The 24,986-nt window shown below is 47.1% G+C and carries 19 protein-coding genes, 3 tRNA genes and 3 pseudogenes; 20 read left to right on the forward strand and 5 right to left on the reverse strand.

What is annotated here, in order from left to right; translation table 11 throughout:
* The 8 genes and pseudogenes from C8R14_RS13790 to C8R14_RS14445 form a co-directional block, all read left to right on the forward strand.
* Positions 1-195 (forward strand): annotated as a pseudogene (locus C8R14_RS13790) (IS481 family transposase); the annotation flags it as partial.
* Positions 196-424: 229 nt separating this feature from the next.
* Positions 425-1,265: pseudogene (locus tag C8R14_RS11330) on the forward strand (IS1595 family transposase); the annotation flags it as partial.
* Positions 1,266-1,496: 231 nt separating this feature from the next.
* On the forward strand, positions 1,497-1,892 hold the full coding sequence (cheY, locus tag C8R14_RS11335) for a chemotaxis response regulator CheY (RefSeq protein WP_011634347.1): 396 nt from the start codon (positions 1,497-1,499) through the stop codon (positions 1,890-1,892).
* Positions 1,893-1,940: 48 nt separating this feature from the next.
* Positions 1,941-2,582: a protein phosphatase CheZ gene (locus C8R14_RS11340; protein WP_011634346.1), complete on the forward strand. Its 642-nt coding sequence runs from the start codon at positions 1,941-1,943 to the stop codon at positions 2,580-2,582.
* Between the two features lie 217 nt (positions 2,583-2,799).
* Positions 2,800-3,198, forward strand: a complete 399-nt coding sequence (gene crcB / locus C8R14_RS11345; RefSeq protein WP_011634345.1) for a fluoride efflux transporter CrcB — start codon at positions 2,800-2,802, stop codon at positions 3,196-3,198.
* 15 nt (positions 3,199-3,213) lie between these two features.
* Complete coding sequence (locus C8R14_RS11350) at positions 3,214-3,540, forward strand: DUF190 domain-containing protein (protein ID WP_011634344.1); 327 nt, start codon at positions 3,214-3,216, stop codon at positions 3,538-3,540.
* A 2-nt stretch (positions 3,541-3,542) separates the two neighbouring features.
* Positions 3,543-3,974 carry an EamA family transporter gene (locus C8R14_RS11355; protein WP_011634343.1) on the forward strand — a complete coding sequence of 144 codons (432 nt, stop codon included), beginning with the start codon at positions 3,543-3,545 and terminating at the stop codon, positions 3,972-3,974.
* Positions 3,975-4,157: 183 nt separating this feature from the next.
* Positions 4,158-4,271, forward strand: a pseudogene (locus C8R14_RS14445) (IS5/IS1182 family transposase); the annotation flags it as partial.
* 242 nt (positions 4,272-4,513) lie between these two features.
* Here C8R14_RS14445 and C8R14_RS11360 read toward each other — a convergent pair.
* The 3 genes from C8R14_RS11360 to argH form a co-directional block, all read right to left on the reverse strand.
* On the reverse strand, positions 4,514-6,004 hold the full coding sequence (locus tag C8R14_RS11360; protein ID WP_011634342.1) for a dynamin family protein: 1,491 nt from the start codon (positions 6,002-6,004) through the stop codon (positions 4,514-4,516).
* Positions 6,005-6,147: 143 nt separating this feature from the next.
* Entirely contained in the window at positions 6,148-7,053 is a 906-nt protein-coding gene (locus C8R14_RS11365) for a fructosamine kinase family protein (protein ID WP_011634341.1), read from the reverse strand.
* Between the two features lie 18 nt (positions 7,054-7,071).
* Complete coding sequence (gene argH / locus C8R14_RS11370) at positions 7,072-8,457, reverse strand: argininosuccinate lyase (protein ID WP_011634340.1); 1,386 nt, start codon at positions 8,455-8,457, stop codon at positions 7,072-7,074.
* Between the two features lie 200 nt (positions 8,458-8,657).
* Between argH and C8R14_RS11375 the strand changes: the two genes are divergently transcribed.
* Positions 8,658-9,320: a hypothetical protein gene (locus C8R14_RS11375; RefSeq protein ID WP_011634339.1), complete on the forward strand. Its 663-nt coding sequence runs from the start codon at positions 8,658-8,660 to the stop codon at positions 9,318-9,320.
* A gap of 56 nt (positions 9,321-9,376) precedes the next feature.
* Here C8R14_RS11375 and C8R14_RS11380 read toward each other — a convergent pair whose 3' ends face one another.
* The gene (locus tag C8R14_RS11380; RefSeq protein ID WP_011634338.1) at positions 9,377-9,691 is read right to left on the reverse strand and encodes a hypothetical protein; all 315 of its coding nucleotides are present in this window, start codon (positions 9,689-9,691) and stop codon (positions 9,377-9,379) included.
* 102 nt (positions 9,692-9,793) lie between these two features.
* On the opposite strand from C8R14_RS11380, the gene C8R14_RS11385 reads away from it, so the two are divergent.
* The 3 genes from C8R14_RS11385 (at position 9,794) to C8R14_RS11395 (ending at position 10,118) form a co-directional block, all read left to right on the forward strand.
* Positions 9,794-9,870 (forward strand) — tRNA-Pro (locus tag C8R14_RS11385).
* A gap of 44 nt (positions 9,871-9,914) precedes the next feature.
* Positions 9,915-9,991 (forward strand) — tRNA-Arg (locus C8R14_RS11390).
* A 51-nt stretch (positions 9,992-10,042) separates the two neighbouring features.
* A tRNA-His gene (locus tag C8R14_RS11395) sits at positions 10,043-10,118 on the forward strand.
* Between the two features lie 38 nt (positions 10,119-10,156).
* Here C8R14_RS11395 and glnE read toward each other — a convergent pair.
* A complete protein-coding gene (gene glnE / locus C8R14_RS11400; RefSeq protein ID WP_011634337.1) occupies positions 10,157-12,946 on the reverse strand; it encodes a bifunctional [glutamate--ammonia ligase]-adenylyl-L-tyrosine phosphorylase/[glutamate--ammonia-ligase] adenylyltransferase in 2,790 nt (929 codons plus the stop codon).
* Between the two features lie 227 nt (positions 12,947-13,173).
* Between glnE and C8R14_RS11405 the strand changes: the two genes are divergently transcribed.
* From C8R14_RS11405 to pssA, 8 genes are all read left to right on the forward strand, one after another.
* Entirely contained in the window at positions 13,174-17,064 is a 3,891-nt protein-coding gene (locus C8R14_RS11405) for a YhdP family protein (protein WP_011634336.1), read from the forward strand.
* Between the two features lie 201 nt (positions 17,065-17,265).
* On the forward strand, positions 17,266-18,129 hold the full coding sequence (locus tag C8R14_RS11410) for a carbon-nitrogen hydrolase family protein (RefSeq protein ID WP_011634335.1): 864 nt from the start codon (positions 17,266-17,268) through the stop codon (positions 18,127-18,129).
* Between the two features lie 123 nt (positions 18,130-18,252).
* Positions 18,253-19,704 carry a metalloprotease TldD gene (tldD, locus tag C8R14_RS11415; RefSeq protein ID WP_011634334.1) on the forward strand — a complete coding sequence of 484 codons (1,452 nt, stop codon included), beginning with the start codon at positions 18,253-18,255 and terminating at the stop codon, positions 19,702-19,704.
* Between the two features lie 325 nt (positions 19,705-20,029).
* Positions 20,030-21,733 carry an acetolactate synthase 3 catalytic subunit gene (locus tag C8R14_RS11420; protein ID WP_011634333.1) on the forward strand — a complete coding sequence of 568 codons (1,704 nt, stop codon included), beginning with the start codon at positions 20,030-20,032 and terminating at the stop codon, positions 21,731-21,733.
* 4 nt (positions 21,734-21,737) lie between these two features.
* A complete protein-coding gene (gene ilvN / locus C8R14_RS11425; RefSeq protein WP_011634332.1) occupies positions 21,738-22,229 on the forward strand; it encodes an acetolactate synthase small subunit in 492 nt (163 codons plus the stop codon).
* 88 nt (positions 22,230-22,317) lie between these two features.
* The gene (ilvC, locus tag C8R14_RS11430) at positions 22,318-23,334 is read left to right on the forward strand and encodes a ketol-acid reductoisomerase (RefSeq protein WP_011634331.1); all 1,017 of its coding nucleotides are present in this window, start codon (positions 22,318-22,320) and stop codon (positions 23,332-23,334) included.
* Positions 23,335-23,338: 4 nt separating this feature from the next.
* Positions 23,339-23,989 carry a phosphatidylserine decarboxylase gene (locus C8R14_RS11435; protein WP_011634330.1) on the forward strand — a complete coding sequence of 217 codons (651 nt, stop codon included), beginning with the start codon at positions 23,339-23,341 and terminating at the stop codon, positions 23,987-23,989.
* A gap of 29 nt (positions 23,990-24,018) precedes the next feature.
* Positions 24,019-24,798 carry a CDP-diacylglycerol--serine O-phosphatidyltransferase gene (gene pssA / locus C8R14_RS11440; protein WP_011634329.1) on the forward strand — a complete coding sequence of 260 codons (780 nt, stop codon included), beginning with the start codon at positions 24,019-24,021 and terminating at the stop codon, positions 24,796-24,798.
* Positions 24,799-24,986: the final 188 nt, after the last annotated feature.

A 24,986-nucleotide genomic window follows, 5' to 3' on the forward strand; every position in this document is an offset into this window, starting at 1 on the left:
AAACGGTATTATTACGACTCACACGATCAGCTGAAGGCCCATCTCCATCGCTTTGTGATGGCTTATAACTTCGCCAAAAGACTAAAAGCTCTCAAAGGCCTAACACCCTATGAATACATCTGCAAAATCTGGAAAAATGAGCCAGATCGTTTTATCTTTGACCCATTCCAGCACACCGTGGGACTAAACAGCTAGTGCCTGTACAGCACCAGATAAATAGCATCAAACACAGTTATTTATCAGCTCCGATCAAGTCGGTAATCGAAAAAGTTTCATCTGGTACAAAGACGGCATGAGAGCGAAATCAATTTCCTATTCACTGACTAAGGAGCCCAAATTTTTGAAGCGTGCCTGCTCTGCTCACATGAGCCATTTTCATTCTTCAAGCCCACGATTTTGTAAGTAATCGTTCAGGATGCGACAAGCGCTGGAAGTTGCCCGTTGGTCGGATGGGTTTCACTGTCCACGCTGTAACGGTACTGCTTACTATGTCATACGTGATGGTATACGCAAGGTTTTTCAATGCAGCGCCTGCCGACATCAGACCTCATTGATTGCCGGGACAGTTTTTCAGGGCACTAAACTACCATTGACTGTCTGGTTTTTGGCAATTTATCCGGTTAGTCAGGCCAAGACAGGTTTGTCGTCCCTGGCGCTCAAACGCCAGCTGGGAGTGAGCTATCCTACGGCAGGGTTGATACACCACAAACTGATGCAGGCGATGGCTAATCGTGAGGAGCGTTATGTCCTTGATGGCAGAATCCAGGTCGATGATGTTTATCTTGGTGGAGAACGTGCGGGAGGAAAAACGGGCAGAGGCTCAGAGAATAAGGTGCCTATTGTTGCCGCTGTGTCTCTGACTGAGGATGATCGCCCTTTGCGCATGAGGCTTACCCCAGTCTCAACCTGGGTAAAGGATTGTCTGGCACCCGGCAGCACGGTGTTCTCGGATGCCTCGGCCTGCTGGTGCCGTTACCAAAATGGGCTGTAACCACCATTTTACAGTTATCGCCGGACGCAAACCAAAGGAGACTCCCGAGTTCTGGTGGATCAACACTATCCTCGGCAATCTCAAGACCAGCTTGTCGGGTTGTTACCATGCTTTCAACTTCCGCAAGTATGCCGCTCGCTATCTTGCCACCTTCAGTTACCGATTCAACCGGCGTTTTGATCTTTGCTCACTGCACGAAAAATTGCTGATCGCCGCTGCTTCGACCACTCCGCAGCCCTTGCACTTTATTCGAATGGCTGACGTTCGTTGCTAATCAGGAATAAATTCTGTGATGGTGCTATTAAAAATTTACTTAAGTATTTTCCTGCCAGACCGTTTACTGAAAACAAGATTCTGACTCGGCAAATAAAACAGAAAAGTGCATGTTTAATCTGTGAGAGTCAAGTTATCTACTCCAACAAGGTAAAATAATTCTTCGATTTTTTTACAGCAAACAACTACAAATACCTGAGCATAAGGCCAAGTTACTTAAGGAGATAACGTAATGACAGATAAAAATCTCAGATTTCTGGTAGTGGATGATTTCTCGACAATGCGCAGGATTATTCGCAACCTGCTCAAGGATCTCGGTTTTAATAACGTCGAAGAAGCTGAAGACGGAGCCATGGCTCTGAAAAAACTACGTGATGGTAGCTTCGATTTCATTGTTTCGGACTGGAATATGCCCAATATGGATGGATTAACCATGCTGCAAAATATCCGTGCGGATAACGCATTGAAAGATATTCCTGTGCTAATGGTCACCGCCGAAGCAAAAAAAGAAAATATTATTGCCGCAGCCCAGGCTGGAGCAAACGGGTATATCGTCAAACCCTTTACAGCCGCCACACTGGATGAGAAATTAAACAAGATTCTCCAGAATATGGCTGTACACGCCTGAACTGCTTTTTCTTGCCTATCTACCGACAAACAGATATTAATCCAAAAGATGAATAGCAGCCTGGATACTAATAAAAATGTCATCGATCACCTCGAACAGCTTACCCAGATGTTGCACAATTGTCTGTCTGAGCTCGGTCATAGCCAGCGTTTACAGCAAGCAAGTATCGGGGTATCCAGCAGCAAGGATGGGCTGGCCTATGTTGTCAATAAAACAACGCAGGCCGCCGAATGCTCACTGTTAGCGATAGAAAACGCCAAGCCCATCCTGGAAAATCTGGCAGTAAATGCCACTAATTTGCACAAGTTATGGCATCAGATGCCAGAAATAACAGTCACCACTATTGCAGATCATCCTGTTCTAAACAATACACTTAAGCAAACCCTTGATTTCCTGAGCGACATTCCTGAGCAGACAAGCTCCACACAAGCCTATCTTACGGAAATCATGGTGGCTCAGAATTTTCATGACCTGACCAGCCAGGTCATTCAGAAAATTACTCGCATGATCGAAACAATCGAACAGGAAATACGGCAATTGCTAACAGAAGAAGACTCGACGAAAAAAGAAATTTCGATTGAAAAAAAGAACAGCTTGATGAATGGGCCTGTCATTGATCCGCTAAAGCAAGACGACGTATACGTCGATCAAGAACAGGTTGACAACCTGTTGACCAAGCTGGGTTTCTGAAAGAGCACTAAATTGCATGTGCTACCTAGTCATAGAATTTTCTCAAATCTGATGGCTGAGGGAATCTTTGTGAAACTCTGTCAATCTGAAACTTCCTTGCATATGGCCTTGTGATGGCCGGATTGCGCAGAGGTTTTTAAGATGATTTTGATTTAAACAGCTGCACTGCTGTATTATTTTCTCCATTTTGTTCTGGCGTGAACCTGCTTCATAAAATATGGAAACCAGCGTCTTAATTCGCTCCCTGCTAGCGATAGCGCTGGGAGCATCATTGGGAGCCATCCTGCGCTGGATCCTCGGCATGACTCTCAACGCACTGTTTTCGACGATCCCACCGGGAACGTGGCTGGCTAATATGTTCGGTGGTTATCTAATGGGGGTAGCACTTGCCTACTTCAGTCAGCACGCATATTTAGCTCCCGAATGGCGGTTATTCATCATCACCGGGTTTTTGGGTGGGCTGACAACTTTCTCGACATTTTCAGCAGAGGTCACCACGCTGATTCAACAGGAACGCATATTGTGGGCTGGTATGGCGATATCAGCGCATGTGATTGGCTCATTATTGATGACGTTTTTGGGGTTGGCCACCTATAATATTTGCAAGCACCTTTGATATAGGGGAGGCACCATGCAAGGCTATCAATTGACATTTTTCACCCAGCAAGACCGCAAGCACGGATATCAGCCCTTGGGCAACTGGTTGATTGAAGAAGCGCGTAAACTTGGAGTAGGTGGCGCAACTTTGATCGCAGCAACCAAAGGTTTCGGGCGCGATCGCAAGTTACACGCTGCATGTTTCTTTGAACTGGCTGATCAGCCTATCGAGGTAACGATGGCACTCAGCGAAGCGGACAATAAACGTCTGTTCCAGCGGCTGCGCGATGAAAAGATCAGTGTGTTCTATATCAAGACACCGATTGAATTTGGGATGACCGACGATCCACAGGGAGATTGAAGATGACTTCAAACGACTGGTTTTATTGGGCATTGTTATCCGCTATTTTTGCGGCATTAACCGCTATCTTTGTTAAGGTAGGTGTTCAGGATGTGGATGCTGATTTGGCCACCTTAATCCGGACAGCTATCATCATCGTCGTTCTATCTGTGTTTGTGATCTCCACTGGTAAATGGGCCAACCCCTTCAAGCTATTACCCAAGACATGGCTATTTCTTGGTCTATCTGGTTTGGCCACAGGGGCTTCCTGGGTGTGCTACTTCCGAGCCCTTAAAATCGGTGATGTTTCCAAGGTTGCCCCCGTGGATAAATTCAGTCTTGTCTTGGCGGCTGTATTTGCTTTCACTTTTCTGGAAGAGCGTCCATCATCTCAGGAATGGTTTGGAATCACGATGATTGCAGGCGGTGTGCTTCTCCTTGCACTCAAGCGGTAATACATACAGACAAAAATCGTCGAATACCCAGAAATCACCAATGGGCGCCTCGAAAAAGCTTGACTCGCCCCTCCTGGTAGACTTGGTAAAATTACGCGGTCCTGAAACCCGTTCTTCTCCTGCCGATGAAACCACATAGCGCCTTCAAGCCCGACCTGTTCGCCGACGAACACCATCGCAAGAGTGCCCGACCACGCCACTGTATGGACCTTCTAGAACCGGATCGGTGAAGCAGGGGCGAAGGCGCTGTTCGACGGCGTCTCCGCGCAGTTGCTCCAGCAGAGATTCATCGCTCGCCAGAGTTCGTTCGATACTGGAAGCATGAATACCTTGCGACCGGCCGGCGTAGTCTTGCACAGGAAGCTGGGAACAAGGGAAGTCTGGTCAAGTTTCAGAAAGTACCGACATATCTAAGATTTTGATAAATGTACTGTATAGAGCTATGGCGTAGCCCAGCGAAGTGCGATGCTGGAGCCATCCTGAAATAAAAATGCCACCTGCTGTATTACTACAAACAGGTAGCTATTAGTTGATTCTATTTAAATCTGTTCTGCTGCCGGTTGTTCGGTATGTTCCGATTGCTGTTTCGGTTCCTGATGACCGGATGGATCGGTGAATTGATCATTCAGCATCTGGATGTAATCATTAGCATCTTCCTTGACTTCAGCCAGGATGCGCTGATTTGTTGTATTCCAGCCAGCCGGGCTTTTCAGGAACATGGGGCGGTAACCAGCAGTACTTTTACTGAAAGCGCGAATGATTTGCTTGGAGGCAGTGTGATCGTGGCTGTATTCAGTCGCAAGCTGTTTCAGAATACTGTGGGAGACACTTTTGCGAACGGTAAGATGGACGTAGCCAAGTGCGCCCACTAAAAAAGCACCCAAAAGAATCGGCAATACGCCTCCGGCAGAAATGCCGGCGATACAACGCTCAACTAGGTGCCAGCTTTCGGTGGCAGTCAGCGCCGCACCCGTCAATACCACCAGCAAACCGAGCAAGATGCTATCCAGCGTAAATACCCGGCTTCTCCATTGATCCAGCGCGGCTTCAAGTTTGCTGATAACCTGTGTTTCAATGGTGTTGGCCGTTTGTTCGAGCATGGCGGCAATCCGGTAGGAGCGTTCGATTTCGATCTGCTGCATGCGTGCACTGATGTCTGCCAAATCTTCTTCACGCTTTTGTTCAAAACGTTCCCGAACTTGTGGATCGTGAATGGGGACAGCGGCATCCTTGTCATAAATCCGATAGAAACGCCCGGCCAGCAATCCGGCCTGTGCCAGTGAACGCTGCCAGGCGGAAATAACTTCCTCGGGATTATCTTCCTTTGCGGTCACATCAATCTGGTTGAGGATGTACAGAAACTTATTGGCATCCGGGCGGTTAATAGTAGCGGCAACCAGATATTCAAGGGTATCTTTCATGGCGCCGGGTTCCGGGTGGCGCGCGTCGAAAAAAACCAGTACCAGGTCGGACAGATCAATGATGTGCTGGGTAAGGCGCAGGGTGGAGGTACGCTGGCTGTCTGCATCAAATCCGGGAGAGTCAATCAGGATCTTGCCACGGATTTTTTCTGATGGACAGGTTTTAAGTTGAACATAGGCATCAATGCGTTGCGGTCCGGTTTCTGCAATTTCCTCGATGTTATGGCTGATCTGGTAGAACGGGAAACGCGGATCAGCATCAAGCGCCACGCCTGGCAGCGTCTTGACTTCATCGTGACGGCTGTAACAGATGACTGTGAATTTGTCATCGACCGCCTGATTGCCGGTGCGCTGCAGGGGTAGATTCAGGTAGGAATTGATGAACGTTGATTTGCCTGATGAAAAAGTGCCCAGCACCGCAATCATTGGCCACCAAGTGACATAGGTGGCATATGACTCGTTCCGCTCCAGCAACCCGAGTGCCTGGGCGACGCTGTCCAGTTTTCTGAAACTGTGTACAGCTTTGGTCAGAACCGGGTTATCCGGGTGTTCTTCTGCGAGATGTTTTTCCAGATTGGCGAGGTGCTTGAGGATATTGGTCGTACTCATATTTGATGATCCTTGTTTAATTAGTGAATGTTGGCGTTGAAAAATATAGGTTTGTAGAGGGCTTTTTTATTATCCGGGTCAATTTTATTGTGGTAGCAGTCGCTTTACAAATGGATACACTGGCACATCTGTATCTGTTCATGTTAATCAAATTCGGACAGTAGTTTTTTCATAATCGTTTCCGCCTGATTCCAGTATTGTGATCCGAATAGATTGAGATGATTAAGGATGTGGTAAAGCTTATAGAGCTGCTTGCGGGTGGCATACCCGGTATCCGCCGGCCAGATATCGCGGTAGGCAGCATAAAAGTCTGGTGGAAACCTGCCAAACAGTTCCGTCATGGCCAGATCAGCTTCTCTGTCGCCGTAATAGACGGCTGGATCGAAGATAACGGGTTGTCCATCTGTATCGAAAGCGTAATTTCCTCCCCACAGATCGCCATGCAACAGCGATGGCTGCGGTGTGTAGCCCATAAAAAAATATTGAAAACCGGATAGCAGGCGTTCACCGAGCGATTGCAGCGAACCGGTGTAACCGTTTTCCCTGGCGAGATTCAGTTGATAACCCAATCGCTGCTGGCGCCAGAATGCAATCCAGTCACTATCGACTGTATTTCTTTGTGGCGTTGAGCCAATCGTGTTGTCACGTATCCAACCAAATTTTTCAGCAGTATGCCGATGCATATTAGCCAGCCCGATACCCAGTGTGGCTGCATTACCCTGATTCTGCAAGTCAATGTATTCCAGCACCAGCCAGGCATAGCCATGCCCGCTACCACTGCAAAACGGCCGTGGAGCACGCAGGCTGGCGGAATCGAGGATTTCCTCCAACCCGGCTGTTTCGGCTTCAAACATGGCCAGATACTCGGCCTTATTCAGTTTGATAAAGAATTGCTGATCCTGATTGCGAATGCAGAAGGTCTGATTGATGCAGCCTCCTCCAATCGAGGTGAGGTTTTCCAGGGTGAACGCCTGCCGGGTAAGCTGTGAGATTTGCGCAGCAATGGCTGTCCATGGAAGGGAAGTAGCTTGTTGTATATTCCGTTTCATTGCTGCTTCATTTCTACTTCAGTCCGGCAATTGAGAACGTGCCCGGCAGATAGCCGCGCGTACCTGCTCCGGTGCGGTGCCGCCGGGGTGATTTCGGCTTTGCAGCGAACCTTCCAGTGTCAGCACCTCAAATACGTCCTGTTCGATAATTGCGGAGAATTGCTGCAGATCCGCAAGCGAGAGCTCACCCAGGTCACATCTTTTGTTTTCTGCGAAACGGACTGCCTGGGCAACTGTTTCGTGCGCATCACGAAAGGGAGTTCCTTTTTTGACCAGATAATCAGCCAGATCAGTCGCCGTGGCGTAGCCGCGCAATGCCGCCTGGCGCATGGCTTGTGGATTAACTTGCAGCCCGGCCAGCATGTCGGCGTAGATAGTCAGCGTATCTTTCAAGGTATCCACAGTATCAAACAAGGGCTCTTTGTCTTCCTGGTTGTCCTTGTTATAGGCCAGAGGCTGTGATTTCATCAGTGTTAACAGTGCAACCAGATGGCCGTTGATGCGGCCGGTTTTTCCACGCACCAGCTCAGGCACATCAGGATTTTTCTTTTGTGGCATGATGGATGAACCTGTGCAGAACCGGTCTGCAATGCGGATGAAGCCAAATGCCGGACTCATCCATAGGATCAGCTCTTCTGACAGGCGGGAGAGGTGCATCATGATAAGCGCGGCACTGGCACAGAATTCAATCGCAAAATCACGATCAGATACAGCATCCAATGAGTTATGACAGATATCATCAAACCCCAGTTCGCGTGCCACCTGTTCGCGATCGATCGGATAACTGGTGCCCGCCAGCGCGGCAGCTCCCAGCGGTAGCTGATTGACACGTTTTCTGCAATCCTGCAGACGTTGTCCATCGCGCAGCAGCATTTCATAGTAGGCGAGCAGATGATGCCCGAATGAAACTGGTTGCGCCACCTGCAAATGGGTAAAGCCAGGCATGATGGTGGCAGCGTGCTGTTCCGCCAGATCCAGTAATACATATTGCAGGCCATAGATGAGGTCGATAATCTCATCTATGGCAGCGCGCAGGTAGAGCCGAATATCGGTGGCCACCTGGTCATTGCGTGAGCGGGCGGTATGCAGTCTTTTTCCGGCATCCCCTGTCAGCGCCGTCAAACGCCGTTCAATGTTCAGATGTACATCTTCCTGCTCAAGCTGCCACTCAAACTGGCCATTTTTGATTTCTTCCCAGATCTGCGTCAGCCCTTTTTCAATAGCTTCCAGATCAGTTTGCGGGATGATATTTGTGGCTGCCAGCATACGTGCATGCGCAAACGATCCCTGAATATCGTACTCGGCCAGTCGATAATCGAATCCGACTGATGCGGTATAGCGTTGTACCAGTAGTGCAACAGGTTCACTGAAACGACCTGACCAGGTCTTTTTATCTTTTTCCACGGGAATATCTACTTACTGTTTGTTGGTTGAAAGCCTGCATTTTACCCGTAACCCGGAAAGAATCTGTACAAGACTGGCAGATTTCACAACACATATGCATAATATGCGCAAGTTGTTGGCAGCGCTGCTTTCCCTGAGAAAGGGAATGGTGGATAATTAGCACCTTTCATTTGAGTCACTTATTAACGAAGGAGCAATTCATGTCGGATCAAAACACGCAGAACGGGGGCGATCAGTCCAAAGATAAGGTTGAATGGACCAAACCCGCTTCATTATTCAATATTTTGTGCAAAAAATTTGCGCCGATTTCCGATCTCCAGCATAAACAGCTGCCTTCGTGGTCAATACTGGTTTTTCTGGGTGTACTGCTGCTGGTATTCGTCTGGAAGCAGATTGCTGTCAACCAAGCGGAATCACGGCTGGAAAAAGGTCAGGCTGAATTGGCCCTGAAGCTCGAACAGGAAAGCACAGCACTGGTCAAAAAGGCACGCGAATATGCGGACAGCCAATATAACAAGGAAGAAGAACGCTTCGGCCAGGTACTGGCATGGGCAGTGCGTGGTGAATTGATCCGTAACAACCTTGACCAGATTGACCAGTATCTGTCTGAACTCGTCAGAACAAAAGATACGGAACGTGTCGTGCTGATCAGTGACGAAGGAAAATTGCTGGTATCCACTGATAAAAGGCTGATCACTGAAGACGCATCGAATCTTTATCCGAAAGAAATTCTTGATTTGCAAACCATTACCGTCAAATCAGATGTGGCCGGTAAAAAACTGCTGGTTGTACCCGTCATGGGGTTGAACAAACGCATGGCCACCATCATCATCAGCTACAACCCCCCCCCCTTGTTGAACTGATACACACAGACTGCTGCCTGCAACCCCCCGTTATACGGGGGTTTTTTTATGTAAGATTACCCACCCCGGTTGGCCGCAAGGTGTTTATGCTCCAGTACCGTACGACTGTCGCATCCTGGTCCCGCAAATGGGGAACGGCACAAACTGAGTTCTGTATTACCTTCGGTACCACGGAGAACGGGCACTTCATTGGCAGGATTGCCCGATATGTTGCCGACGACATGCACATCCAGCATTTTCAGTAATTCCCCCGGCACACTCAGGAAGGAAGGTGAATCGTGATTTCCGGCTATGATAACAATGTGCCGACAAGTGGAAGCCGCAATAGCGTGTTTTGAAGAATTTTCTGTTCTATATTGATCTACGCGCAATGCCAGATTTGATCTGGTGAGCTATTCAGACAGTTTATTTTTACATAAATGCCAGGGACGATTGACGCTTGCCCGGTTAATCGGTATAGTGACCGACTTTTCCGGGGTGTAGCGTAGCCTGGTAGCGCGCCTGGTTTGGGACCAGGATGTCGGGAGTTCAAATCTCTCCACCCCGACCAATTTTCGTGTCGTTGATACGGGCCAGAGCCCGGTTTGAGTAAAGGTGCCCGTAGCTCAACCGGATAGAGCACCAGCCTTCTAAGCTGGGGGTTACAGGTTCGATTCCTGTCGGGCACGCCAAGTTAGATCTGATCTTGTCTTGATCAGATTAAATTGGTTTTCAGATCCATGGTGGCTGTAGCTCAGTTGGTAGAGTCCCGGATTGTGATTCCGGTTGTCGTGGGTTCGAGTCCCATCAGCCACCCCAAAAAACCTACTTTTGTTGCCCGCAATTTCAATATTTTCTTACGTTCCGAAAACATCTTCCCACAGTTGAAAGACTGCCCGTCTGGCACTGCTTAAGTAATCGCTCGTTACACGAGCAAATTTCTGGGATACATCTTTTGGTAAAGCAGTACCGGTGGCTTCAGGTATGCCGCTCAGCCGGAGTTGATGTTGTGTACGCCGAAGTTCACGATAGGCGATAAACGCCGCATTTGCTTTCTCAGCGGATGTCAGCCCAAGTTCTCCGGCAAGCTTGAGTAAAGCAATGTTACCAATGTTGCTGGTTAATTGTGGATAGCGGTGGGCATAACCCAGAACCAGATATTGCACAATAAATTCCACGTCAATAATGCCACCGTGATCATGCTTGACATCGAATAACGGTGTGGAATTTGGGTGCGCTTCCAGCATTTTTGTACGCATCATCAGAATTTCCCGTTTGAGATTTTCCATATCACGCGGTTGGCAAAGGATGTTTTTACGCATCTGTTCAAATTTTTCACCCACTTCACTATCACCAATGACAAAGCGCGCACGTGTCAATGCCTGATGTTCCCACACCCAGGCCTGCTCATGCTGATACAGGGAAAAAGCCTCAATGGAATTGACCAGCAATCCGCTGGTGCCATTAGGGCGCAATCTTAGATCTGTCTCGTAAAGTACGCCGGCGGAGGTATGGCTGGTTAGCCATAGATTAATATTCTGGGCAAGTTTAGTATAAATCTCCATGGCATCAGGGTGATTGTCCTGGTAGAGATAGACGATATCGAGATCGGATACGTAACCCAATTCTTTTCCCCCCAGTTTGCCGTAGCCTATAATGGCAAAAGCAGGAGATTTCCGGTGTTTCTTTTTTAATCCCTGCCAGGCGAGTTGTAAAACATTGTCAAGAATGAGATCAGCAAGTGCGGTTAAATGGTCGCTGAGTGTTTCCAGCAACAAATTTCCTTCAAGATCAACAGCAAGCAAACGAAACACCTGCGCATGCTGAAAATGTCGTAGTACATCCATTTGCCATTCTATTATCTGTGCCTTGGGTATATTGCCGTGATGCAGCTGATGGATAAGCTCTGTTTTAAGCGTTGGCCAGTCTGGCAGGGTGTGCAGGCCGGATGGGGCAAGTAATTCATCCAGCAGAATCGGGTGACTGCCAAGATAATCACTGGCCCATTGGCTGATACTGACCAATTTGGCTACTCGTGGCAGGGTTTGTGGATACTCCTGTAATAAAGCAAGGTAGGCTGAATATTGTCCGATTTTTTCGAGTAATCGCAGCATACGTTCCAGCGTAATTTCCACAGGAGGAAATCGAGTTACCACTTCCATTAATGTGGGCATTAATTCCAGGATACGTTCCTGATTAGGGTGGCTTAGCTGCCGAAACGTAGTGCCATCGTAAAATTGCTGAACACGTGCAGTAATTTTGTCAGGGTCAATATATCCTAGTGTTTTTAATTGATTACTGAAGACCTTAACTATTTCGTTGTCGTTGGTTTGTTCGGGCCTGATCCGGGCGAATGTACCAAGCTTTATGGCTTTGCGGCGTACTGCAAAAATTTGCTCAAAATGACGGGTAACATTCTGGCGATGCAGATCAAGGTGTTTGAGAAAACCGGTATAGTCGGTAAATCCCATACTTTTTGCTATCAATATCTGATCATCTGAATGTTGTGGCAGATTCTGAGTTTGTTGATCATCCAGATATTGCAGGCGGTGTTCAAGTTTGCGCAGAAAGTAATAGGCTTCAATCAGCTCTTCTACTGTCTGTTCAGGGAGAGGCTGTTTCTGCTTTAATCGCTGCAAGACGCCAAGAGTAGGGCGAATACACAGATCGGCATCCCGTCCTCCTCGGATTAGCTGAAACACCTGGGTGATAAATTCAATCTCACGGATACCACCGGGGCCCAGCTTGATATTATCGTGCAACTCGCGCCGATCTACTTCTTTGCGCAGTTGAGTGTGCAGACTACGCATCGCCTCATAGGCCTCAAAATCCAGATATTTGCGAAATACAAAGGGACGTACGATCAGTTCCATCAACGCTGCTTCAGCGATTGATGAGCCGGTGATTACGCGACTTTTGATCCAGGCGTGGCGCTCCCATTCGCGGCCTTGTGTAACAAAATAGTCTTCAAGCATGGGCAGGCTGATGGCGAGCGGGCTGTTTTCGCCGTACGGGCGCAATCGCATATCGACACGAAATACATAACCGTCCACGGTATAATCATTGAGGCTGGCAATCAACTTTCGCCCGAGTCTGAGAAAAAATTCATGATTGGTAATGGATTTACTGCCATCTGTTTCGCCATCTTCGGGATAGATAAAAACTAAATCTACATCAGAGGATACATTGAGTTCGCCCCCGCCCAGTTTTCCCATAGCTACAATCAGCAATTGTTGCTCTGTACCAGTTTTTTCTCCTTTTGGTTTACCAAAGTGCCCGGGTTGCACCATTGCTGCATGGAGAAATTCGAGTGAAAACTGGATCGTTACATCGGCTAGAGCTGTCATGGTTGCCATGACTTCGTTCAGATCAGCCAGCCCGGCCAGATCGCGTGCAGCCAGCCGGAGAATGACGCGCTTGCGTAGTTGACGCAATAAACGGTGTAAATCTGCCTCATCTATCAGGTGCGCCGTGGAGTCCTGGAGAAAACCAAGCATTTCTTCCCGCGTAAAGGGATTGTGCAATTGCTCCAGAAGTTCTTGTTGAAGCTCGGATTCATTTTCCAGTACCCGTTTCAAGTACCGACTGTAAGGCAGAATACTGCTGACAATGGAAGCTGCACGGGATGTGCTGATCGGTGTCGTCATATAAGATAGTAGTTACGCGACAAGTTATTGCTGCTGATTTTATTGCTTCGATGTATTACGGATTTGGCGATAGCTTCGCATAAAATGCTTTGTTTTTACTGTAGTGCATGATTTTATGGAAATGATATCCCGTTGAAGGATGTAAAGACTGTTATTTCTTAAATGGAAACTAAATTTCAGGTAACGGATGAGATATTCCGGGAGCCAGCTTTGTATTGAGTCGGTTTATGTCGCGTTACTTCTTGCGCTATTGTGTGGTTTGCTTGAGCTGGGCGGGCAGATGTCTTCTGGTTAGCGTACTATTTCTTTGCCTGGCGCTGCTTGCATTACGTTACTGGATTTTGCCAGATATCGGCAATTACCGTTCTGATATTGCCGCAGCAATCACCCGTGTCGCCGGGCAGCCAGTGCGGATTGATGTCATCCAGGCTAATTGGGATGGGCTGCGCCCGCATTTATCGATGCAAGGCGTCAGTGTGCACGATCAGCAGGGTCATCTGGTATTAATTTTTCCAGGAATTGAAGGTACAGTTTCATGGCGATCAATGCTGCGTGGCGAGCTTAATTTTCACGAAATTGTAATTGATCGACCTGCTTTAGTAACACGCCGGGATACAGAGGGCTTATTACATATTGCAGGCATCACCTTGGGAGGAGATCGGCAGGAAAGTGGGTTCTTTGACTGGCTGCTGCGTCAGCGGCGCTTGGTGGTTAAGCAGGCGATCATCTACTGGCAGGATGATTTGCGATTGGGCACTGTACATTATTTTGAATCTGTCAATCTGCTTCTGCAGAACAGGCAAGGGGGAAAGCGTCATCAATTCGGGTTACGGGCACAATCATCTGGCCCACTGTTTTCCAAGGTGGATATTCGTGGAGATCTGATTGGTGATTCTGTACAGATGCTATCAGCGTGGCAAGGGCGTCTGTTCGTCCAGTTACAGGATTTTGATCTGGAAAACTGGCAAGAATGGATGACATTGCCGGCTGATCTGACGCTTAAGCGTGGGCAAGGCAGTGTACGTGCCTGGATGGATGTTGGTGCTGGCAATCTCTCACGTTGGGTGGCTGATATCAATCTGCGAAAAGCAGCTATTCATTTTGCGCAGCATTTATCCCTGTTGGAAATCGATCACTTGTATGGTCGTAGCGGGTGGAGTAAGACAGAAGATGCACAGGATACAGATGAGCAGTGGTTTGTACGTGATTTAAGTGTTGAATTGAAGGATTTGCCCCTTGCTGAGCCAGTTGCAGCGTTATGGCATGTGCGCAATCACAAGGATGGTGGTACGCCTGAATACAGACTGCAGGTGGAAAAGTTTGACTTGAATGTACTGACCAGACTTGCCGCCAACCTGCCACCAGAAAATAGGTTATATAAATTCTTGTCTGAAGTGTCTCCTCGCGGCACAGTAAAACATGTAAATCTCGAATGGCAGGGCAATTGGTCTGAAAAATCATCCTTAAAAGCAAATGCCGCCTTCAGTGATCTTTCCGTGCAGTCACTTGATAAGTACCCTGCATTCAGCGGCGCTAGTGGGATCGTCAACATAACAGAAACAGATGGCTCCCTGTTTCTGTCCTCAAGTAATATGGAACTCCGTAAGACGCAGCAGCCCGAAGAAAAATTACGATTGGATACTTTGATCGGGCGAGTGGATTGGAAAATTGCGCATGGTTATGAAACCGCCCAGCTGAAATTCAATAATATTGTTTTCACGAGCGATGCAGGGAATGGAGCACTTCAGGGGAGTTATGCTTTTAATGGTAATTTACCCGGACAGATAGATTTGGCCGGGTATTTGTCACAGGCTGATATACCTCTTTTGGGTCAATATATCGCCTGGGTGACCGATGAAACTGTGGTGAACGAGATCAACAAAGCTATCATCTCAGGGCAGCTGCATGATACAAGATTTCATGTTAAGGGTACATTGAATAGCCAATCAACTGATAAAAAGAACAGGTTATCCATTCGTGCAGAAACAGATATTGGCAATGCTACTATTAAAACTCCGGGTGACTGGCCGGAAATTTCTGGCATGGCAGGATATGTCTCGCTACAGGATAGCGTTCTGGATATATCACTTTCTTCTGCCAATATTTCTGGTATCAAGTTGCAAAAATTCACGCTGCAATCCGGTGATCTGCATGCAGAACAACCAAAGATCAGGATAAAAGGTCTGGCGGAGGGTGAAAGTGGTGAAATAGCCGCTTTGTTGCGTAAGGCAGATATAAATCAGCATATTAGTGAGTTATTAAATCAGGCTGAATTTTCTGGAAAAGGACGATTGCAGGCAGATGTTTCTTTGTCAGTTACCCAGAAAGAATTTTCCATTGCCAGAATGCAAGGGCGTTACCAGTTTATGGATAACCAGATCAACTTTGACCGCTATATTCCTGATTTTTATCAGGTTAATGGATCATTGGTTTTTACTGAAGCTAGCATGACGTTGGAGGGGGTTCGTGCCAAAGTACTAGGTGGACCAGTTGAGATATCCTCTGTCTCTGCTCCTGAAGGAGGTATGCATATTACTGCAAGCGGACGAGCTGATTTTGATCGCTTTCAGTCGGACAGAATCACAACTGAACCCGTAAATTTATCACGTTTGTGGACACAATTTATGCGAGGGAGTACCGATTGGCGGTTTGGAATGGATATCGAGCACAATAAAGCCAGTATCGTGATCGAATCCTCCCTGAAGGGCGTGGGACTCACGTTGCCGGCTCCTTTGTCTAAAACAGCGGCGGAGGTTGTTCCGTTGCGTCTGGAAAAATATTTTACCTGGCCACATGACGATCATACCCGTTTGCGCTACGGAAATATTATTACTGCGGAATTTCAGCGTGTTCATGAGGCTGTGCATCATTACCACCCGGTACGCGGCATCATCCGCTTTGGTGGAAGAGGTGTGCTGCCTCAGAATCAGATTACCCGGATTGAAGGTGCTGTTGCCAGATTGGAATGGGATCAATGGCGAGAGTTGTTCCGAAGACATGCAGAAGTGGATGTTTCGATTGATCATACAGCACGTGGACTGGATAATATTCTAACTGGGCCGGTACAGTTTGATGTGCGAATTGGGCAGCTTGAATTTCTGTCCAGCTATTTCAATAATGCCCACCTTGTCATCGACAAGCGGGATGATGTTTGGCAAATGCAGGTTTCCAGTCGTGAGGTCGCCGGTAAAATAGACTGGCATGCAACATCCCCACAGAAAGTGGCAGCGCGTCTGAGCAGATTAATTATGCCGAAGGATGCACCTGAACCCGCATTGTTACAGCACAGTCTTGATATCCCTGGAAATTGGCCGAATGTGGATATTGAGGCTGATGAACTGATCGTGGATGGTGTGTTGCTAGGTCAGATGAAATTGAGTGCTGTACAAAAGCAGAATGGCTGGCAGGTGGAGAATCTGGATATCAGACATCCAGATAGTACATTGCAGGCCAGTGGATTGTGGGAAAATCACAGGCCGCCTTACCGGGTGTCTAGCCATATTCAGTTGCAATCAGGTAATATCGGTAAATTTCTGAAGCGCCATGGCTATCCAGCCCGTATCGCTCGTGGGGAAGGGGCGATGACAGGCGATCTGGAATGGGTAGGCAAGCCGTTCTCTATCAATTTTCCAACACTATCCGGTAAACTGCAATTTGATGCCCGGCACGGGCAATTCACAGAATTGAAGCCTGGTATCGGCAGATTATTGGGAGTTTTTGACCTGAAATCTTTACCTCGCCGATTGACGTTGGACTTTTATGATGTATTTGGTAAAGGATTTGGCTTTGATAAACTTGGCGGCCATGTTGCTATCCAGAACGGTATCGCTTCGACTGATGGTTTATATATTATGGGGAGTTCAGCCGAACTTGTTCTGAGCGGAGAATGGGATCTAGTAAATGAGACTCAGGCCTTGAATTTGAAAGTATTTCCCTCATTTGGATTAGTAACCCCTATTGCTGGAATTGCTGCCATGATCGCTTCGGGAACGCTACAAGATCCTTTTAGCCGGGTGCTGCTGAATGAATATGCCATAACCGGAAGCTGGAATGACCCGATTGTAATCAGGCTGGATGAGGAAGAGAATCAGGTTAGGCAGCGTAACCATAAGCCATAATGTTATTTTCAATCTGAAACAAAGTACAATTATTCGGATTTAAGCGGGTCAGGTACAATAACAATTACAAAGAGACCTGATATTTATGCTCTTGTTATTAAATTGAAAATATAAATCCGGGGCAAAATAAACTTGAAGGGAAAGGAAAGCTGAGTATAGGCAGCTTGACAATATTGATTGAATACAAGAGAGGGAAGAACTATGTCGACTAGTATAAATGTTGAATTGACTACTTCTCCCAGTTCAGGTGTTGATTCCAAAGTACGGGTGGCAGCCGTACAGATGGCCTCTGGTCCCAGTGTAACAGCCAATCTTGAGGAAGCTTTTCGTCTGATTGAAGAGGCTGCTACAAAGGGTGCGCAACTGGTGGCATTACCGGAATATTTCTGTATCATGGGAATGAAGGATACCGACAAGCTGGCGGTACGTGAGAATCCTGGAGAAGGGGAAGTCCAGAATTTTCTGAGTGAAACTGCCAAGCGGTTTGGTATCTGGTTGGCAGGGGGGTCAGTACCTTTAGTTTCACCTCTTTCCAATAAAGTATACAACAGCTGTCTGGTATACGATGAACAAGGTCGGCAGGTGGCACGATACGATAAGATCCACTTGTTTGGACTGTCACTGGGTAACGAGAATTTCGCTGAGGAAAGAACGATAGACGCAGGTAATCGGGTGGTTGCAATTGATTCTCCCTTTGGCCGTATGGGGTTGTCCATTTGCTACGATCTGCGTTTTCCCGAGCTATACCGCATGATGGGTAAAGTGGATATCATTTTGGCACCTGCTGCGTTTACCGCCATTACCGGAAAAGCTCACTGGGAGACGCTTATTCGAGCTCGTGCGATTGAGAACCAGGCTTATCTGATTGCGCCAGCGCAGGGAGGATTCCATGTGAACGGACGTGAAACCAATGGTGACAGTATGATTGTTGATCCATGGGGAGTAATCATTGATCGTCTTCCGCGCGGGGCCGGAGTAGTGCTCGCAGAAATCGATCGCGTATATCAGTCAAGTGTACGAGCGAGCCTGCCTGCACTGGAACATCGGTGCTTGCTTGCCTGCTGAGAAAATATAGATTTGATCTGACTTATACGTTACCCTAATTTTTCTACAGGCTGCCTTCATTGCATGCCTCATAGCCACAGTTTATTTATTTGCCCACTTTACTAAAGAGAATTTATTTCTGGAATGATGGATTCATTTGCGATAGCTGATCAGTACCTGCTGGCCCCGTATGAGTTGAATCCAACCAGGTTGCAGGATGTATTTGGTCAGATTCTTTCCCATCGAATTGATTATGCTGACATTTATTTTCAGTATAGCCGGTCGGAGGGCTGGGTGCTGGAAGAGGGCATCGTCAAATCAGGCAGCTTTAGCATCGACCAAGGAGTAGGGGTGCGAGCAATTAGTGGCGAGAAGACTGCTTTCGCCTATTCGGACGATATCAGCGGTCAGGCTCTGATTTCTGCAGCTCGTGCAACACGCGCAATTGCTGCTCAAGGCAGTGAAAAACAGACACGTATAATGGGTTTGTCAGGAAATATTACTCGACAGGCGTTGTATTATCCGTCTCTGGATCCCATCGCACTTTGTCAGGATGCTGACAAAATCAGGTTACTCGAACGCTTGGAAGAATTTGCGCGCGCATTGGATAAACGGGTTATTCAGGTCATGGCATCGCTGGCAGGAGAGTACGAAGTAATCATGGTTGCACGCAGCGATGGTTTGCTCGCTGCTGATGTACGGCCTCTGGTGAGGGTATCCTTACAGGTTATAGTCGAAGAAAGCGGTCAGCGGGAGCAGGGTGTTGCTGGAGGTGGTGGACGTTTTGACTATGGTTATTTTACCGATACAGTGTTACAGGATTATGCGCACAAGGCTGTTCATCAGGCGATAACAAATCTGGTTTCAAAACCGGCGCCGGCAGGAAGTATGACGGTGGTGCTAGGTAATGGGTGGCCGGGTATTTTGCTGCATGAAGCAATTGGCCATGGTCTTGAGGCAGATTTTAACCGCAAAGGAAGTTCGGCTTTCTCCGGGCGTATCGGGGAACGAGTTGCTGCGCCGGGAGTGACGGTGGTCGATGATGGCACGATACGTGATCGTCGCGGGTCGCTGAATATTGATGATGAAGGCAATCCGACACAATGCACTGTCTTAATCGAAGATGGTATTCTCAAAGGCTACCTTCAGGATAATTTAAATGCCAGGTTGATGAATCAGGCCGTTACCGGCAACGGCCGGCGTGAATCATTTGCTCATATCCCTATGCCACGCATGACTAACACCTGCATGTTGAATGGAGACAAAGAGCCGGAAGAGATCATTGCTTCTGTCAAACATGGTTTGTACGCCGCTAATTTTGGAGGTGGGCAGGTTGATATCACCAGTGGCAAGTTTGTATTTTCCGCTGCGGAAGCCTACATGATTGAAAATGGTAAAATCACCTATCCGGTGAAAGGAGCTACTCTGATTGGCAACGGCCCTGATGTACTAACTCGCGTTTCCATGATTGGCAATGATATGGCTCTGGACCCTGGAGTCGGCACGTGTGGCAAGGAAGGGCAAAGTGTTCCGGTCGGTGTTGGGCAACCAACTTTGAGGGTAGATGGCTTAACAGTTGGGGGAACAAACGGATAGTTATACGTGCTGGTATTATCTGCATGTTTTACTGGAGATATTTACGAGAAGTAAATATATAATCCAAGTAATATAGCTCGGATATTGTTTATCTCACGTCTTGCGTATTTTGCAGCCGACAAGGGAAATCTGGAAAGTTTGTTATCTCTGATCGATAAGGGCAACGGTGCTTTTTCCTGCATTACTGTTTAATTTCGAGCCTTGAGCGCGGATTATTCAATAATGCTTTATTGCTATGTAAGCAGCAAACGATATAAAGAAAGAATTGGCATTGGTTTTAATTACAAGATGAAAAAAATTATTTTAAATCTGGGAATTTCCTGGTATGAGTACTGAATTGACAGGTGCTGAGATCACAATACGCTGTCTGCAGGAGGAAGGGGTAAGTCATATTTTTGGTTATCCTGGTGGTGCCGTGTTGTTCCTGTACGATGAATTGTTCAAACAAGATAAAATCAAGCATATTCTGGTTCGCCATGAGCAGGCTGCGCTCCACGCAGCGGATGGCTATGCACGTTCCAGCAATAAAGTAGGCGTGGCTTTGGTTACATCTGGCCCGGGTGTTACGAATGCTGTAACGGGCATTGCTACCGCCTTCATGGATTCGATTCCAATGGTGATTATCAGCGGACAGGTGCCAACGGCTGCCATTGGTCAGGATGCGTTCCAGGAAGTGGACACAGTAGGGATTACGCGTCCTTGCGTTAAACATAACTTTCTGGTGAAAGACGTGGCAGAGCTGGCCACAACGATCAAAAAAGCTTTTTATATTGCATCAACAGGACGTCCTGGGCCCGTTTTAGTGGATATACCCAAGGATGTTACGCAGCAAAAGGCCGAATTTAATTATCCTGCCAGTATTTCACTGCGCTCCTACACTCCAGTAGTTACCGGAGATGTTCAGCAGATTAAAAGAGCCATCCAGATGATTTTGGAAGCAAAACGCCCCATGGTCTATTTTGGGGGTGGTGTGATTTTGGATAATGCTGCAGCAGAATTAACGGAATTCGTACGGATGCTGAATTTTCCGTGTACCGGTACACTCATGGGGCTGGGTGGTTATCCATCAACTGATCAGCAGTTTGTCGGAATGCTGGGTATGCATGGTACCTACGAGGCGAACATGGCTATGCAATATTGCGATGTGCTGATCGCGGTAGGCGCCCGCTTTGATGATCGGGTTATCGGAAATCCCAAACATTTCTGTAATGAAGAAAGGAAAATTATCCATATTGATATCGACCCGTCATCAATTTCCAAACGTGTCAAAGTAGATGTTCCTATTGTAGGCGGCGTATCGGCAGTATTAAAAGAGCTGAACATGTTGCTCAAGGCTGGCAGGGAAACAACGGATATTAATGCGCTACTTAAATGGTGGGAACAGATTGAGCTGTGGCGTGCACGTGACTGTCTGAAATATGATAGGACGGCTAATATTATTAAACCTCAAATGGTGGTCGAAAAGTTATATGAAATAACCAGTGGGGATGCCTTTATTACATCTGATGTTGGGCAACATCAAATGTGGGCAGCACAGTTTTATAAATTTGATAAGCCACGCCGCTGGATCAATTCAGGAGGTCTGGGTACGATGGGATTCGGCTTGCCTGCTGCAATGGGTGTGCAAATGGCCAACCCGGGAAGCAAGGTGGCCTGTATTACCGGGGAAGCAAGTATTCAGATGTGTATACAAGAATTATCCACTTGTAAACAATATCATCTGCCCATCAAAATCATCAACCTTAACAATCGCTACATGGGAATGGTGCGGCAGTGGCAAGAGTTTTTCCACGGCAACCGCTATGCTGAATCCTATGTGGATGCATTACCTGATTTTGTTAAGCTTGCTGAAAGTTATGGGCATGTCGGCATGCGAATTGATAAACCAGAAGATATTGAAGGTACGCTCAAAGAAGCCTTCAAGCTGGATGAGCAGCTTGTATTCATAGACTTTATTACAGACCAGACCGAGAACGTTTTTCCTATGGTGCCTGGTGGAAAAGGTCTATCCGAAATGATTTTGGTATAACAGTATGCGACATATTATTTCTTTGTTAATGGAAAATGAGGCTGGCGCACTATCGCGAGTAGCCGGTTTGTTTTCTGCTCGTGGTTACAATATTGAATCCCTATCTGTTGCTCCTACTGAGGATCCGACGTTGTCTCGTATGACTCTGGTCACGAATGGCCCTGAAGAAATTGTCGAACAGATTACTAAGCAGCTCAATAAGTTGATTGAAGTTGTCAAGCTGATTGATTTGAGCGATGAAGGTTATGTTGAGCGAGAACTCATGTTGATAAAGGTAAGGGCGGTGGATAAGGATCGTGAGGAGATGAAGCGACTCGTTGATATATTTCGGGGTAATATCATTGATGTTACAAATAAAATCTACACCATAGAACTTACGGGTACCAGAGCAAAACTGGATGGTTTCTTGCAGGCAATAGATCGCAATCTGATTCTGGAGATAGCCAGAACAGGTGTGTCCGGTCTCGGCCGTGGAGAACGGATTTTAGAACTATAAATTTTTTACCGGGATCTGTCGGTAGATTCTGATTTCATCGATAGCTCATCTGTCGATGTGGCTGCATAAACACTCAGGAAGGAAAATAATGAAAGTCTATTACGATAAAGATGCGGATCTGTCCCTCATCAAGAAAAAGAAAATTGCTATCATCGGTTATGGCTCACAAGGACATGCGCACGCTAACAATCTAAATGATTCGGGAGTCGAAGTTATCATTGGTCTGCGTAAAGATGGAGCGTCATGGGATAAAGCAAAGAAAGCTGGTTTGACTGTAAAGGAAGTAAGTGAAGCGGTCAAGGATGCCGATATTGTCATGCTGTTGTTACCGGATGAGCAGATGGCATCGATCTATCAGACTGAAGTTGAGCCGGCACTGAAGAAAAATGCCACACTGGCTTTTGCACATGGTTTCAACATTCATTATGGACAGATCATCCCCCGTGAAGATTTGGATATCATCATGATTGCGCCCAAGGGGCCTGGCCATCTGGTACGTTCTACTTATATCCAGGGGGGAGGGGTTCCATCTCTCATCGCTGTTCATCAGGATAAGTCTGGCAAGGCGCGTGATTTAGCACTTTCTTATGCTGCCGCAAATGGCGGTACCCGTGGTGGCGTGATTGAAACCACTTTCAAGGAAGAGACAGAAACGGACCTATTTGGTGAACAGGTGGTGCTGTGCGGTGGATTAACGTCACTGATTCAGGCGGGGTTTGAAACCCTGGTGGAAGCCGGTTACGCACCAGAAATGGCCTATTTTGAATGCCTGCATGAAGTCAAGCTGATAGTGGATTTGATCTATGAAGGCGGTATCGCCAACATGCGTTATTCCGTATCAAACAATGCAGAATATGGTGATGTATCCAGAGGCCCCCGTATTATCACTGAAGCAACCCGCAATGAAATGCGCAAGATTCTGCGCGAAATTCAGACGGGTGAATATGCTCGTGAATTTATTCTGGAACACCGTGCTGGTGCACCTGTACTTAAATCGAGTCGTCGCCTTGCTTCCGAACACCTGATTGAAACAGTCGGTTCCAGATTGCGTGACATGATGCCATGGATCAAGAAAAACAAACTGGTTGACCAGGCGAAGAACTGAATATATGTCGACTTCTTACTATCCACACCCGATTATTGCACGCGAAGGCTGGCCTTTTATCGCTGGAGCATTTGTTGTTGCATTAGTAGTACAATTTTTTGCTGGTTGGGTATGGGCGCTACCATTGTGGCTGGTTGCTCTGCTCGTTTTACAATTCTTCCGTGATCCTCCACGGGTTATACCTACTCTTGCCGGAGCAGTACTCGCCCCGGCAGATGGGAGAATTGTTGCGGTGGATAAGGTTCAAGATCCTTATCTTTCGCGCGAAGCGCTAAAAATCAGTGTTTTCATGAATGTTTTCAATGTGCATTCGAATCGTAGTCCGGTAGATGGTGAAATACGTGATCAATGGTATTTTCCCGGAAGTTTTCTGAATGCAAGTCTACCTAAGGCCTCTTTGGAAAATGAGCGTAATGCCTTGTGGATTAGAACCAAAGAAGGGCGAGATGTAACTTGCGTACAGATAGCCGGCCTGATCGCAAAACGAATTGTCTGTCATGTACATCCCGGAGAGCATCTTGCTCGTGGACAACGTTTTGGCTTTATTCGCTTTGGCTCGCGTGTTGATGTCTATCTTCCACCAGGAATGAAAGTCAATGTTGGAATTGGCGATAAGGTTCAAGCTACCCAAACAGTGCTGGCTGAATTTCGCTGATTATTTCCGACTGATATCCATATCTATTTATGCAGGAATCTGATTCGGAAAAATTGCCTGTTGCAAGCGTCCGGTGGCGAAGGAGGGGTATTTACCTGTTACCTAACCTCTTCACAACGGCAGCGTTGTTTTCCGGTTTTTATGCGATTGTGCAAGCAATGAATGGCCATTATGAGCATTCTGCTGTGGCTATATTCGTGGCCATGGTGTTTGATGGACTGGATGGCCGGGTGGCACGCCTGACGCATACACAAAGTGAATTTGGTGCAGAGTACGATAGCCTATCTGATATGGTTTCGTTTGGTGCTGCTCCCGCATTGATTGTGTATGAATGGGCCCTGAAAGACATGGGAAAGCTGGGCTGGATTGCTGCCTTTATCTATTGTGCCTGTGCAGCGTTGCGTCTCGCCCGATTTAATGTGTCAATCGAAATTGTAGATAAGAAATTCTTTCAGGGATTACCAAGCCCGGCCGCTGCTGCATTGATTGCTGGCATGATGTGGGTAGCACTGGGCTTTCAGATCGCTGCAGATGATATCAAATGGTTAGCCTGGGCCATGACTCTATTTGCAGGGTTAACCATGGTAACTAATATTCCTTACTACAGTGGTAAAGAAATTAATCTGCACAGAAAAGTTTCATTTTTCGTAGTATTGCTGCTGCTCCTGTTCTTCTTCGTCTTGATTCCAAGTCATCCGCCGCTTGTATTATTTGGATTGTTCCTGGCTTATGCATTATCCGGATATGGCATGAAGCTTTGGCGATTATACAAAAACAGGAGACGCAGCGAGTTACGTAAGGATACCTAAGTGATTCAGCCCTGTTTCATATCTGACCGACATTCTGCACAATCTACCATCCAGATCAGTCCTTGCTGTGTGCGAATGAAGCATATTTAGAGCTACTTGTTTACATATCCACATGAAGCGAAGTAGTTGGCACACTCCTCCGGAGTGAACAGATCCAACACTTTGCCGATCTGTGCCCATAAGGCATC

Origin of the sequence: Nitrosomonas eutropha (genome assembly GCF_003201195.1) — a bacterium.
Taxonomy (GTDB): domain Bacteria; phylum Pseudomonadota; class Gammaproteobacteria; order Burkholderiales; family Nitrosomonadaceae; genus Nitrosomonas; species Nitrosomonas eutropha.